We start from the raw sequence: 13,819 nt of genomic DNA on the forward strand, positions 1-13,819 counted from the left end.
CGTTATGTTCTTGGATGTTTTAGCCGGGGGTAGAGCCGGGCGCTGTAGTTTTACTACAAAACAACGGCTGATTCAGCCCCCTGCAACATTATTTCGTAGTAAAACTACACGTTGGCGGCTCGGTCGCGTGTCTTCATCTACATGCCGCCGCCTCTAGCTCGGGCGCTCCCGCTGTCCCCGTAGCCGTTAGCGCTAAGGAACTATATGAGTCTGCCATCGCTGGTTGCATTGCCGAAATCACTCCAACCTTTGGTCCACCGCGCGCGGGAGACGTTCCTCGGTGAGGAGCGAGACCCGGCGCTACGGCTGCAGGAGCGATTCGCTGCCTGGCCGGTGGAGCGCCGCGATGCGTTCGATCGCGTCTGCGCCGCTAGCGACTTCGTCAGCGAACAGGTTAGCCGAGATCCGCAGATGTTGCTCCAGTTGGCTGAGTCAGGGCTGCTGGAGCGGCCGCTCCGGGATGCTGAGATGCGCAGCGCGCTCGCCGAATTGCTCGCCGACTGCGCCGACGACGATGGGCTGGCGCGCCGGCTGCGGCGCTTCCGTAACCGCCAGCAGGTGCGCGTGATCTGGCGTGACCTGACTCGGCAGGCGGACCTGGCCGAAACCTGCGGCGATTTGTCCGACCTGGCTGACGCCTGTATCGACCTGACTTACCACTGGTTGTACCAGCGCCATTGTGAGCAGTTCGGTGTGCCGACCGGAAGGCGCAGTGGCGATGCGCAGCACATGGTCATCCTCGGCATGGGCAAGCTCGGTGCGCGCGAACTCAATCTGTCCTCGGATATCGACCTCATCTTTGGTTACCCGGAGGGCGGTGAAACGGTCGGCACCAAGCGCTCGCTGGACAACCAGGAGTTCTTCGTTCGCCTCGGCCAGCGCCTGATCAAGGCGCTCGATGCGCCGACCCTCGATGGCTTCGTGTTCCGTGTCGACATGCGGTTGCGGCCCTACGGCTCGTCGGGCGCGCTGGTGCTGAGTTTCAACGCGTTGGAGCAGTACTACCAGGATCAGGGGCGTGACTGGGAACGCTACGCCATGATCAAGGCCCGCGTGGTGGGGGGCGATCAGGCGGCCGGCAAGGAGTTGCTGGAAATGCTGCGGCCGTTCGTCTACCGCCGCTATCTGGATTTTTCCGCCATTGACGCGCTGCGCACGCTGAAACAGCTGATCCAGCAGGAAGTACGGCGCAAGGGCATGGCTGCCAATATCAAGCTGGGCGCCGGCGGCATCCGCGAAGTGGAATTCATTGCCCAGGCGTTCCAGCTGATCCACGGCGGCCGCGATCTCAGCTTGCAGCAGCGCCCCCTGTTGAAGGTGCTGGCGACTCTCGCCGGGCAGGGCTATCTGCCGGCGTCGGCAGTCGACGAGCTGCGTGAGGCTTATGAATTCCTGCGTTACACCGAGCACGCGCTGCAGGCCATCGACGATCGTCAGACGCAAATGCTGCCGGATAGCCAGGTCGACTGTGACCGCGTGGCCTTCATGTTGGGGTTCGATGACTGGGACGCGTTCCATCGGCAGTTGCTGCACTGGCGAGGCCGTGTCGAATGGCATTTCAATCAGGTGATAGCCGATCCGGACGAGGATGAAGCCGAGGGTGAAACCCTGGTCGGCGGCGAATGGCTGCCGCTGTGGGAGCAGGATTGGGACGAAGAGTTCGCCTGCCGGCAGTTGAACGATGCCGGTTTTCGCGACGGGCCGGTCGCGTGCCAGCGGCTCGCCGCGCTGCGTAGCGGCAATCAAGTGCGGACCATGCAGCGGCTGGGTCGCGAGCGGCTGGATGCCTTCATTCCGCGGTTACTGGCGCAGGTGGTCGAGCAAGACGATCCGGATCTGGTGCTCGAGCGGGTGCTGCCGCTGGTCGAGGCCGTCGCCCGGCGATCCGCCTATCTGGTCCTGCTCACGGAAAATCCGGGCGCGTTGCAGCGGCTGCTCGAACTCTGCGCCGGCAGCCCCTGGATCGCCGAGCAGATCGCCCGCTTCCCACTGTTGCTGGACGAGCTGCTCAACGCCGGACGCCTGTTCAGTCCGCCGCAGGCGCCCGAGTTGGCCGCGGAGCTGCGCGAGCGGCTGGCGCGCATTCCCGAGGATGATCTGGAACAGCAGATGGAAGCGCTGCGGCACTTCAAGCTGGCGCACCGCTTGCGTGTGGCAGCCTCGGAGATCGCCGGAACGCTGCCGCTGATGAAGGTGAGCGATTACCTGACCTGGCTGGCCGAGGCCATTCTCGAACAGGTGTTGGCGCTGGCCTGGCGGCACACGGTCGCCCGCCATGGGCAGCCGCGGCGCACGGACGGTTCGCTGTGCGATCCGGCGTTCATCATCGTCGGCTACGGCAAGGTCGGCGGTATCGAGCTCGGGCACGGTTCCGATCTGGACCTGGTGTTCATTCACGACGGTGATCCCAATGCCGAGACCGATGGCGCCAAGCCCATCGATGGCGCGCAGTTTTTTACCCGCCTGGGGCAGCGCATCATCCACCTGCTGACCACCCAGACCACCTCCGGTCAGCTCTACGAAGTCGACATGCGCCTGCGCCCGTCCGGCGCTGCCGGGTTGTTGGTCAGTTCGCTGAGTGCGTTCGAGCGCTACCAGAGCGGCGAGGCCTGGACCTGGGAACATCAGGCGCTGGTGCGCGCGCGGGTGCTGGTCGGCTGCGCGCAACTGGCGACGGACTTCGAGAAGGTCCGCGCCGCGGTGCTGGGGCGTTCGCGCGATCTCGACCAACTGCGCCGCGAGGTCAGCGAGATGCGCGCCAAGATGCGCGACAACCTCGGCACCCGCGCGAGCCAGGCCGGAATGGCCGACAAAGCCTTCCAGGCCGACGGCGAGTTCAATCTCAAGCAGGACGCCGGTGGTATCGTGGATATCGAATTTATGGTGCAATACGCGGCTTTGGCGTGGTCGCACCAGCATCCGCAACTGCTGCGCTATACCGACAACATCCGCATTCTGGACGGGTTGGAGCAGGCCGGGTTGATGACCGGCGATGAGGTTCGGCTGCTGCAGGATGCCTACAAGGCATACCGCGCCGCGGCCCACCGGCAATCACTGCAGAAACTGCCCGGCGTGGTGAGTGGGGATCAATTTCATGACGAGCGTCGCGCGGTGATGCGCATCTGGCATGAGCTGGGGCTCAGCTGATCTCGTCAAACTGCATTTATCGAATTCCGAGGTGGCAACAATGTCGATGGCCGATCGTGATGGCGTGATCTGGTATGACGGTGAGTTGGTTCAGTGGCGCGATGCGACCACGCACGTGTTGACTCACACCCTGCATTACGGCATGGGCGTGTTCGAAGGCGTGCGCGCCTATGACACTCCGGCCGGCACCGCGATCTTCCGCCTGCAGGCGCATACCGATCGCCTGTTCGATTCGGCGCACATCATGAACATGAAGATGCCGTACTCGAAAGAGGAAATTAACGAGGCGACCCGCGCCGCCGTTCGCGAGAACAACCTGGCAAGCGCCTACATCCGCCCGATGGTCTTCTACGGATCCGAAGGCATGGGGCTGCGCGCCAGTGGCCTGAAGGTGCATGTGATCGTCGCCGCCTGGCACTGGGGTGCCTACATGGGCGACGAGGCACTGGAAATGGGCATCAAGGTACGCACCAGCTCCTTTACCCGTCACCACGTCAATATCAGCATGACCCGCGCCAAGTCCAACGGCGCCTATATCAACTCCATGCTGGCGCTGCAGGAAGCCATCTCCGGCGGCGCCGACGAAGCGCTGATGCTGGACCCGGAAGGCTACGTGGCCGAAGGCTCGGGCGAGAACATCTTCATCATCAAGGACGGTGTGATCTACACCCCGGAAGTGACCGCCTGCCTCAACGGCATCACCCGCAGCACTGTCCTGACCCTGGCCGACGAGCTGGGCATCAAGGTGGTGGAAAAGCGCATCACCCGCGACGAGGTCTATATCGCCGACGAGGCCTTCTTCACCGGCACTGCCGCCGAAGTCACGCCGATTCGCGAGGTCGATGGCCGTAATATCGGCATCGGTCGTCGCGGTCCGGTCACCGAGCGCATCCAGAAAGCCTATTTCGATCTGGTATCTGGCAAGACCGACGCGCACGCCGAGTGGCGGACGCTGGTCAAGTAAAGCCGGAAGCTGGAAGCCAAAGCTGGAACTGAAACGTCCGGTGCGCGCTTCCAGCTTCAAGCTTATGGCTTGTAGCTTATGAATATTCTGATTGTGGGTCCCAGCTGGGTCGGCGACATGGTCATGGCGCAGACGTTGTTCGTCTGCCTGAAACAGCGCCATCCGGATTGCCAGATCGACGTGCTCGCACCGGAGTGGAGTCGGCCGATCCTCGAGCGCATGCCCGAGGTGCGTCAGGCGCTGAGCTTTCCGGTGGGGCATGGCGTCCTCGACATGGCGACGCGGCGCAGCATCGCGCAAAGCCTGCGCGGGCAGTACCAGCAGGCAATACTGCTGCCCAACTCGCTGAAGTCGGCGCTGGTGCCATTCTTTGCCGGGATTCCCAAGCGCACCGGGTGGCGTGGCGAAATGCGCTTCGGCTTGCTCAACGATATGCGCAAGCTGGACAAGCAGCGTTACCCGCTGATGATCGAACGCTTCATGGCACTGGCCTACGAGCCGGGTGCCGAGCTGCCCAAACCCTATCCGAAACCCTCGCTGCGTATCGTCGAGCAGACGCGCGACGCGGCGCTGGCGCGCTTCGGGCTGACGCTCGATCGTCCGGTGCTGGCTCTTTGCCCGGGCGCGGAATTCGGTGAATCCAAGCGCTGGCCGGCCGAGCATTTCGCCAGGGTCGCCGAGAAAAAGGTCCGGGAAGGCTGGCAGGTCTGGCTGTTCGGCTCGAAGAACGACCACGGGGTCGGCGAAGACATCCTCCAGCAATTGATTCCCGGTCTGCGTGAGGAGGCGGTGAACCTGGCTGGCGAGACCAGCCTGGCCGAAGCGATCGATCTGCTTTCCTGTGCCGATGCCGTGGTATCAAACGATTCCGGGCTGATGCACGTGGCCGCCGCGCTTGGCCGTCCGCTGATCTCGGTCTACGGCTCCACATCGCCCGCCTTTACGCCGCCGTTGTCCGAACAGGTCGAAGTTGTCCGCCTCGGCCTCGATTGCAGTCCCTGCTTCGAGCGGACTTGTCGTTTCGGCCACAACAACTGCATGCGCGAACTCCAGCCGAGCTTGGTCATCGAGGCGCTGGACCGCCTGGCTCCCCAGCCGGTCGAGGTGCGCTGAGTGAGGGTGTTGCTGATCAAGACATCCTCGCTGGGCGACGTCGTGCATACGCTGCCGGCCCTGACCGATGCGCAGCGCGCGATACCGACCATTCGCTTCGACTGGGTGGTGGAAGAGGGTTTCGCTGAAATTCCGGCCTGGCATCCGGCGGTGGCGCAGGTGATTCCCGTGGCGATTCGCCGTTGGCGCAAGCATCCCCTGCAGACCCTTCGTTCCGGCGAGTGGAGCCGCTTCAAGGCGCGGCTCGGCGAGACGCGCTATGACCTGGTGATCGACGCCCAAGGATTGCTGAAAAGCGCCTGGTTGACACGCTATGTCAAGGCGCCGGTCGCCGGGCTCGACCGCGACTCGGCGCGCGAACCGCTGGCCTCGCGCTTCTACGATCGCTCTTATGCGGTTCCCCGCCAGCAGCACGCCTTGGAGCGGGTCCGTCAATTGTTCGCCCAGGTGCTGGGCTACCCCTTGCCCGACGCCATCGCCGACTACGGCCTGGACAGGAGCCAGCTGGCGGCGCCAGGCGAGCAGCCTTATCTGCTGTTTCTGCACGGCACTACCTGGCCGAGCAAACATTGGCCTGAAGCCTATTGGCGAGAACTGGCCGAGCGGATGAGCGAATTCGGCTGGGCCATCCGGCTGCCCTGGGGCTCGGCCGAAGAGCGGGCGCGGGCCGAGCGTATCGCCGCGGGCTTGCCGAGCGTATCGGTGCTGCCCCGGCTGAATCTTGCAGGCATCGCCAAAGTCGTGGCCGGCGCGCGCGCCTGCGTCGCGGTGGATACCGGCCTTGGCCATCTGGCGGCGGCATTGGATGTGCCGAGCATTTCGCTGTATGGCCCGACGTCGCCGGGCCTGGTGGGGGCTTATGGACGCTCCCAGGTGCACCTGTGTGCCAGTGGGCCGAACGCTGGCAAGGGCGATCGCCACAAGCCCTGCTTCGACGATCTGCTGCCCGAGCGCGTCGCCAACGAACTCAAGGCCCTGTTGCGGTCCGCGGAGGCGTCATCCTGATGCAGCTGGCGTTCATTCTGTACAAGTACTTTCCCTTCGGTGGGCTGCAGCGCGACTTCATGCGCATCGCCCTGGAGTGCCAGCGGCGCGGCCATGCCATCCGGGTCTACACGATGATCTGGGAGGGCGATGTTCCCGACGGTTTCGAGGTGCTGATCGCGCCGGTCAAGGCGCTGTTCAACCACACGCGTAATGAGCGCTTCACCGCTTGGGTCGAAGCCGACCTGGCCAAACGGCCGGTGGCGCGAGTGGTCGGCTTCAACAAGATGCCTGGGCTCGACGTTTATTACGCGGCGGACCCCTGCTTCGAAGACAAGGCGCAGACGCTGCGCAATCCGATCTATCGCCGCTGGGGGCGCTACAAGCATTTTGCCGAGTACGAGCGGGCGGTGTTCGACCCCCGATCCACGACCGAGATCCTGATGATTTCCGAGGTCCAGCAGCCGCTGTTCGTCAAGCACTACGCAACGCCGGCCGAGCGCTTTCATCTGCTGCCACCGGGCATTGCTCCGGATCGCCGCGCCCCGGCTAATGCCGCGCAGATTCGCCAGGCGTTTCGCGACGAATTCGAGCTGGGCAGCGATGAGCTGTTGCTGGTGCAGATCGGCTCCGGCTTCAAGACCAAGGGGCTCGACCGCAGCCTCAAGGCGCTGGCGTCGCTTCCGCGCGAGCTGAAACGGCGTACACGCCTGTTCATCATCGGGCAGGACGATCCGAAGCCCTTTCAATTGCAGGCCAAGACGCTGGGCGTCTCCAGTCAGGTCGAGTTTCTCAAGGGGCGCAGCGACATTCCGCGTTTTCTGCTCGGGGCGGACCTGCTGATTCATCCGGCATACAACGAGAATACCGGCACGGTCCTGCTGGAAGCGCTGGTTGCTGGCATGCCGGTGGTGGTGACGGATGTGTGCGGTTATGCCCACTACATCGCCGAGGCCGATTGCGGGCGTGTAATCCCCAGTCCCTTCGACCAGGAGCGGTTCGACCGCACGCTGGCCGAGATGCTCGCCGATGACGTCCAGCGCAACCGCTGGGCACGTAATGCCCTGGCCTATGCCGACAGCGCAGACCTTTACAGCATGCCGCAGCGGGCAGCCGATGTAATTCTGGCGGAGCGACCATGAGCGTAATCCTTGCCGAGCCCTTCCAGACGCTCTGGGCGGGCCGCGACCCGTTCGACGCGGTCGAGCAGCTTCAAGGCCAGGTCTATCGCGAACTCGACGGCCGGCGCACCTTGCGCACCGAAGTCCAGGGACGTGGCTACTTCGTCAAGATTCACCGCGGCATCGGCTGGGGCGAGATCCTCAAGAATCTTGCGACCGCCAAGCTGCCGGTACTCGGGGCCGGACAGGAATGGCGCGCCATTGAGCGCCTGCACGAGGTGGGCGTCCCGACCATGACGGCGGTGGCCTATGGCGAGCGCGGCAGTAATCCGGCCGCACAGCATTCGTTCATCATCACCGAAGAACTGGCGCCGACGATCAGCCTCGAGGATTTCACTGTCGACTGGCTCGCCCATCCGCCTGCTCCGGCGCTCAAGCGTGCGCTGATTGCCGAGGTCGCGCGCATGACCGGCACCATGCATCGCGCCGGGGTGAATCATCGCGACTGTTACATCTGCCATTTTCTCTTGCACACCGACAAGCCAGTGATGGTCGATGGCTTGCGTCTGTCCTTGATCGACCTGCATCGCGCCCAGGTTCGCCGCCATATTCCCCGCCGCTGGCGCGACAAGGATCTGGCCGGTCTGTATTTCTCGGCGTTAGGCATTGGCTTGACCGAGCGCGACACGCTGCGTTTCCTGCGTGATTATTTTCAGCAGCCGCTACGCCAGGTGCTACGCGACGAGGCACGATTGCTCGATCAGCTGCAGCGCAAGGCGGCAAGGCTCAGCGCGCGCAAGGCACGCTATGGAGACGCGCTCTGATGGCCGGTTGGGTACTGGACCCCGAGTATTCGGCGTTGTCGCCCGATTTCGGCAGCGTGCAGTCGGTCTTCGACCTGGCGGGCGAGCGGGTGACCAAGGACGCCATCTCGGAAGTGATTCGCGTGGAGCGGGGCGGGGTGGTGTATTACGTCAAGCGCTACAGGAGCTCGGGCAAAAGCCTGCGCCGCTATCTCGGCCGGCCCCGCGTCAAAGCCGAGTGGCAGAATCTCAAGTTGTTCAGGCGCTGGGGAATTCCCACGGCGCCGATCGTCGCCTACGGTCTGGAGCGTCAGCACGGCGCTTTCACCCGTGGCGCGCTGATCACCCGCGAGCTGCCTCGGACCGACGATCTGGCTGCGCTTGCCAAGCGACACGACCCGCGGTTGCAGGATCCTGACTGGGTGCGGCGGGTCAGCTTCCAGCTGGCCGCCGCGACTCGCAGCATGCATGCGAGGCGCTTTGCGCACAACGATCTGAAATGGCGCAATGTGCTGGTCGATCCGCAGCTCAATCTTTACCTGATCGACTGCCCCACGGGGGCGTTCTGGTGGGGGCCTTTTCTCGAGCGGCGGATCATCAAGGATCTCGCCTGCCTGGACAAGGTCGCCAAGTACCACCTGAGTCGAACCCAGCGCCTGCGCTTCTACCTGGAGTATGCCGAGCGCGATCGGCTGACAGTCCAGGACAAGACGCGGCTTCGTCAGGTACTGGGCTATTTCGAGGGGCGGGAATGAAGGACTTCATCGCGGAGGTGGACCGAGACCTGCTGGTGCGTCATGGACTGGCGGATTTCGAGGCGCTCTGGGCGCTGCAGCTGGACGCGGTCGATGAGCCGAACGTCGAGCGAGGTGGCTGGAGCAGCGTGTTCCGGATGGAGCTGGAGGATCGGTCGTTCTACCTGAAACGCCAGAGCAACCATTTGACGCGTAGCCTGACGCACCCGCTCGGCGAGCCCACCTTCGCCCGGGAGTTTCGCGCCATTGAGCAGTTTCGGGCACTCGGCATTCCTGCTCTGCAGGCGAGCTTCTTCGCGAGCCGCCGGGTCGCTGGCGAGCAGCGCGCGGTGCTTCTCACCCGTGCGCTCGACGGCTGGCAGGATCTCGACAGCTGGCTGACGCAATGGCCGTCGCTGACCACCCCGCGGCGCAGCGGTATTCTCCAGGCGACGGGCGCGCTGGCGCGCCGGCTGCACGCGTGCGGGCAAATGCACGGCTGTTTCTATCCCAAGCACATCTTCTTGCAGGAGCAGCCCGATGGCTGGCACGCCCGCCTGATCGACCTGGAGAAAACCCGGCCGCTGCTGCTCGGGCGAGCCGACCGGGTCAAGGACCTGGAGCCGCTTTTGCGACGAGCCGGTTGTTGGAGCGAAGAGGAAGTTCGTTGCCTGCTTGGCGCCTATCTGGACAACAACGCTGAGATCGATGACTGGGTGCACCGGTTGGGCCGCCGTCGGCGCCATAAGGTGTCGCGCGCATGAGGTTATCGGAGCTGGCCGCCTGTGGCCGTCAACCGTCGCTACCGCTGACGGCCGATATCGGCGAGGCGGGCGAACTCGTCGTCGAGCAATGGCTGCGCGTACTGCCGGGGCAGCGCTATGTAGGACGGGCGCAGTGGCAGGGCAGGACCGTGCTGGCGAAATTGATGGTCGGAAGCAACGGGCATCGGCATTACCTGCGTGAGCGGGACGGCGCGGCGTCATTAGCGGCTCAAGGGCTGCCGACTCCAGGCGTCTTGGTCGACGGCTGGAAGGCAGGTGAGGGTGGCTGGCTGCTGTTCGACTTCCTCGACAATGCCCGGAGCCTGTGGGATGCCTGGCGCGAGTGCGAGCATGAGGCGCCGCTGAGCGAGGCGCAGGCCGAGTTGCTTGGGGCCGCACTGGCGCTCATTGCGCAAATGCACAGCCGTGGCCTCTGGCAGGAAGACCTGCATCTCGACAATCTATTGCTACAGGACGGCGTGTTGCACGTGGTCGACGGCGGTGGCGTGAGAGCCGAAACGCCTGGCCAGCCGCTGTCCCGCGAGCGTGTACTGGCCAACCTGGGCGTATTTTTCGCTCAGTTGCCCGCCACGATCGAGCCCTTCATCGAAGAGCTGCTGGTGCACTACCTGCTCGCGAACAGCGAGCATGCCCTGCCGCTGGAGGCGCTGCTCAAGGAAGTGCACAAGATCCGCGCCTGGCGTCTGAACGATTTCCTGAAGAAGATCGCGCGTGATTGCAGCCTGTTCAGTGCGCGTATCGGTGCGTTCGGCGCCCGAGTGGTACGGCGCGAGGCGCACGAGCGACTGCAGGGGGTACTGGACGATCCCGACGCGTTCATTGCGGGTGGTCACCTGTACAAGACCGGCGGCGCGGCGACCGTCGCCCGGGTCGAAGTGGACGGCCAGCCGCTGCTGATCAAGCGCTACAACATCAAGAACCCGTTGCACTGGTGCAAGCGCTTCTGGCGGCCCAGCCGTGCCTGGCACAGTTGGGTCGAAGGCAATCGCCTCGACTTTCTCGGCATCGCCACGCCTCGTCTGCTCGCGGTGATCGAGCATCGTTGGCTGTGGCTGCGAGGGCCGGCGTGGCTAATTACCGAATTGCTTGACGGAGAAGATATAATCGCGCGTTTTCAGCCGTACCTGAACGAGGCACCGCCGGAGGACGAACTGGCTGCGCTGGATCGCTTGTTTGCCGCGCTGATACGCGAACGTATCAGTCACGGCGATCTGAAAGGTCACAACCTGTTCTGGGAGCAGGGCCGCTGGTCGCTCATCGATCTCGATGCCGTGCAGCAGCATGCGAGTGACGTCAGCTTCGCCCGTGCCTACGCCAAGGACCGAGCACGTTTTCTGCGTAACTGGCCGACCGATTCAGCGCTCTACCGACTGCTGGACGAACGGTTACCCAAATTGATTTGAAGCTGGACGTACAGGCTCTGCTGAGCCATCGACCCACCGCTGTCGCCAAAGCCCCCCGGCCCTGAGCGTCCAGCTGCTTTTGAAGAGGCATTACCCGTGGCATTGACGATTCTCGGCCTATCCGGCGCTCTCAGTCATGATCCTTCCGCCGCTCTGTACGTCGACGGCAAGCTGATCGCTGCCGTCGAAGAAGAGCGCTTCGTGCGTGACAAGCATGCCAAGAACCGCATGCCCTACGAGTCCGCCAAGTTCTGCCTGGAGCAGGCCGGCATCAAGCCGGCGGATGTCGACGTGGTGGCGATTCCCTTCGCCCCGATCAGCATCTTCGAAAAAGCCCGTTGGCATTACGCCAAGCGCTACTGGTACGCGCCGGACCGCGCGCTGGATGCCATCCTCATGGGCAACCGCCGCTACTACCGCTACAAGAAGCGCATCGAATGGTGCCTGCAGCAACTGGGCTTCGACCTGAAGAAGGTCAAGTTGCAGCCGGTCGAGCATCATCTGGCCCATGCCTCCAGCGCCTACCACTGCTCCGGTTTCACCGAGAAGACCGCCATCCTCGGCATCGATGGCAAAGGCGAATACGCCACCACCTTCTTCGGCTGGGGCGAGAACGGCAAGATCCACAAGATCAAGGAATTCTACGACCCGGATTCGCTGGGTGGGCTGTATGGCGCGATCACTGAATTCCTCGGCTTCGAGATGCTCGATGGCGAGTTCAAGGTGATGGGCATGGCCCCTTACGGCGATGCGGCCAAGTACGACTTCTCGCGCCTGGCGACCTTCGAGAACGGCGAGCTGACCATCAATACCGAGTACGCCAACGTCATCGGCTTCCGTCGTTACAAGGAAAAGGGCAAGGGTTACTACTTCTCGCCGAAGCTGATCGAGTGGCTGGGACCCAAGCGCGAGGGCGACATCGCCGACGACCCCTATATCCATTACGCCGCCGCCATGCAGGCGCTGTTCGAAAAGCTCGCACTGCAGATGATGGATTACTACCTGGGCGACATCATCCGCGAGACCGGCAAGATCGCCTTCGCTGGCGGCTGTGCGCTGAACGTCAAGCTCAACCAGAAGATCATCGCGCGCGACGAGGTCAAGGAGCTGTTCGTTCAGCCAGCCTCGGGCGACGCGGGCACCGCGGTGGGCGCGGCGGCCTATGTATCGGTACAGCGCGGCGTGCCGGTCGAGAAGATGGAGCACGTCTACCTCGGCCCGTCCTATTCGAACGAAGACGTGATCGCCGCCTGTGCGCGCCATCCGAGCAAACCGGTGTTCAAGCAAATCCCCAACACGCCCGAGCGCATCGCCCGGATCATGGTCGATGGTAACCCGGTCGCCTGGTTCCAGGGCCGCATGGAGTTCGGCCCGCGTGCGTTGGGCGGCCGCTCCATCATCGGCTGCCCAAGCGTGCCGGGTGTGGCCGACCGCATCAACGAGCAGATCAAGTTCCGCGAACGCTGGAGACCCTTCTGCCCGTCGATGCTCGACACCGTGGCGCCGCAGATGCTCAAGGTCGATCATCCGAGCCCCTTCATGACCTTCACCTTCGAGGTCAACGAGGGCTGGAAGGAGCGTGTGGGCGAAGTGGTCCACGAGGATGGCACCTCACGCGCCCAGGTCCTCGAACGCCGCCACAACCCGCGCTGGTACGACCTGATGCTGGAGCTGGAAAAGCTCACCGGCAATGGCGTCTCGCTGAACACCTCGCTCAACCGCCGCGGCGAGCCCATGATTTGTTCGCCGACCGATGCGCTGAACATGTTCTATGGCTCCGACCTGCAATACTTGATCATGGAGGACATCCTCGTGGTCAAGGACGGCAAGGATTGGTATGAGTAGGTCTAGTTTGCTGATTACCGTCGTCATACCGGCATATAACTACGCGAAAACGCTCCCTCGTGCAGTCGAGTCGGTAATTGCTCAACTGAGCGAGCATAGCGAGCTATTAGTAATCGATGATGGCTCTACCGACGAAACTCCTGCTGTGCTCGCGGAGTTGCAAGCCAGACATTCTGCACGGTTTCGCATGATTCGTAAGCCTAACGGCGGGCTCTCCTCGGTGCGCAACCTCGGTATCGCAGAAGCTAAAGGAGCCTATCTGGTATTTCTGGATGCAGATGACGAATTGGCGCCGGATGCCTTAAGGTTGTTGAGCGAACACCTCGAGCATCATCCGCAAACGCGTATGGTGATTGGCGGGCATTGGGCGGTATGGCCCGATGGTAAGCGCCGCAAGCATTTGCCAGCAGCTCTTCCAGAGGATCGGCTGGCGCGGTTGAGAGGATATTTGCTGACAAAAACGATAGGCCTTGCCAACGGGGCGTCAGCTATCCATCGCGATGTCTTTCGGCTCGGGAACTACCCCGAAAGCTTCCGCAACGCCGAGGATATTCCTGTCTTCAGCCAAGCGCTTGCAAACTTCGACTGCACGATTCTTGTGGCGCCCATGGCTTTGATCTACAAGCACGACGACAGTATGCGGCACGACATCAAGCAGGACTGTGCGGTGGGGCTGGCCATTGTCGAGGAGGTGTTCGACAAAGGGCGGGTGCCTGCGGCTATGGCGTCGTTACGCAGGCCATTCAAAGCTCAGCGCTGCCTCTCGTTGTTTCGTGGGCTTTTAAACGCCGAGCGGTTTGACGAGGCGCGTGAAATGTATCGCCAAGCGATCGGGACTGACTGGCGGGTTATATTCAAGATGTCATACACCCGCAAAGCGTTGCGGCTCTGGTTTGGCGGAAAAGGCTGAACGTGGGGCA

Annotated in this window: 11 protein-coding genes; all 11 read left to right on the forward strand. The window is 63.2% G+C overall.

What is annotated here, in order from left to right:
• The first annotated feature begins 204 nt into the window (after positions 1–204).
• The 11 genes from glnE (at position 205) to KVO92_RS13455 (ending at position 13,809) form a co-directional block, all read left to right on the forward strand.
• Positions 205–3,147, forward strand: a complete 2,943-nt coding sequence (glnE, locus tag KVO92_RS13405; RefSeq protein ID WP_217476120.1) for a bifunctional [glutamate--ammonia ligase]-adenylyl-L-tyrosine phosphorylase/[glutamate--ammonia-ligase] adenylyltransferase — start codon at positions 205–207, stop codon at positions 3,145–3,147.
• 40 nt (positions 3,148–3,187) lie between these two features.
• The gene (ilvE, locus tag KVO92_RS13410) at positions 3,188–4,111 is read left to right on the forward strand and encodes a branched-chain-amino-acid transaminase (protein WP_217476121.1); all 924 of its coding nucleotides are present in this window, start codon (positions 3,188–3,190) and stop codon (positions 4,109–4,111) included.
• 78 nt (positions 4,112–4,189) lie between these two features.
• Positions 4,190–5,224: a lipopolysaccharide heptosyltransferase II gene (gene waaF / locus KVO92_RS13415; RefSeq protein WP_217476122.1), complete on the forward strand. Its 1,035-nt coding sequence runs from the start codon at positions 4,190–4,192 to the stop codon at positions 5,222–5,224.
• The gene (gene waaC / locus KVO92_RS13420; RefSeq protein ID WP_217476123.1) at positions 5,225–6,229 is read left to right on the forward strand and encodes a lipopolysaccharide heptosyltransferase I; all 1,005 of its coding nucleotides are present in this window, start codon (positions 5,225–5,227) and stop codon (positions 6,227–6,229) included.
• Positions 6,229–7,350: a glycosyltransferase family 4 protein gene (locus KVO92_RS13425; protein WP_217476124.1), complete on the forward strand. Its 1,122-nt coding sequence runs from the start codon at positions 6,229–6,231 to the stop codon at positions 7,348–7,350. The genes waaC and KVO92_RS13425 overlap by 1 nt, the downstream gene beginning before the upstream one ends.
• A complete protein-coding gene (gene rfaP, locus KVO92_RS13430; protein WP_217476125.1) occupies positions 7,347–8,153 on the forward strand; it encodes a lipopolysaccharide core heptose(I) kinase RfaP in 807 nt (268 codons plus the stop codon). The genes KVO92_RS13425 and rfaP overlap by 4 nt, the downstream gene beginning before the upstream one ends.
• On the forward strand, positions 8,153–8,887 hold the full coding sequence (locus KVO92_RS13435; RefSeq protein WP_217476126.1) for a lipopolysaccharide kinase InaA family protein: 735 nt from the start codon (positions 8,153–8,155) through the stop codon (positions 8,885–8,887). The genes rfaP and KVO92_RS13435 overlap by 1 nt, the downstream gene beginning before the upstream one ends.
• A complete protein-coding gene (locus KVO92_RS13440) occupies positions 8,884–9,630 on the forward strand; it encodes a lipopolysaccharide kinase InaA family protein (protein WP_217476127.1) in 747 nt (248 codons plus the stop codon). Before KVO92_RS13435 ends, KVO92_RS13440 begins: the two co-directional genes overlap by 4 nt.
• A complete protein-coding gene (locus KVO92_RS13445) occupies positions 9,627–11,054 on the forward strand; it encodes a lipopolysaccharide kinase InaA family protein (RefSeq protein ID WP_217476128.1) in 1,428 nt (475 codons plus the stop codon). Before KVO92_RS13440 ends, KVO92_RS13445 begins: the two co-directional genes overlap by 4 nt.
• Before the next feature lie 96 nt (positions 11,055–11,150).
• On the forward strand, positions 11,151–12,899 hold the full coding sequence (locus KVO92_RS13450; protein ID WP_217476129.1) for a carbamoyltransferase family protein: 1,749 nt from the start codon (positions 11,151–11,153) through the stop codon (positions 12,897–12,899).
• Entirely contained in the window at positions 12,892–13,809 is a 918-nt protein-coding gene (locus tag KVO92_RS13455; RefSeq protein ID WP_217476130.1) for a glycosyltransferase family 2 protein, read from the forward strand. Before KVO92_RS13450 ends, KVO92_RS13455 begins: the two co-directional genes overlap by 8 nt.
• The last annotated feature ends 10 nt before the right edge of the window (positions 13,810–13,819 follow it).

Source organism: Stutzerimonas stutzeri (assembly GCF_019090095.1).
Classification (GTDB): Bacteria; Pseudomonadota; Gammaproteobacteria; order Pseudomonadales; family Pseudomonadaceae; genus Stutzerimonas; species Stutzerimonas stutzeri_AN.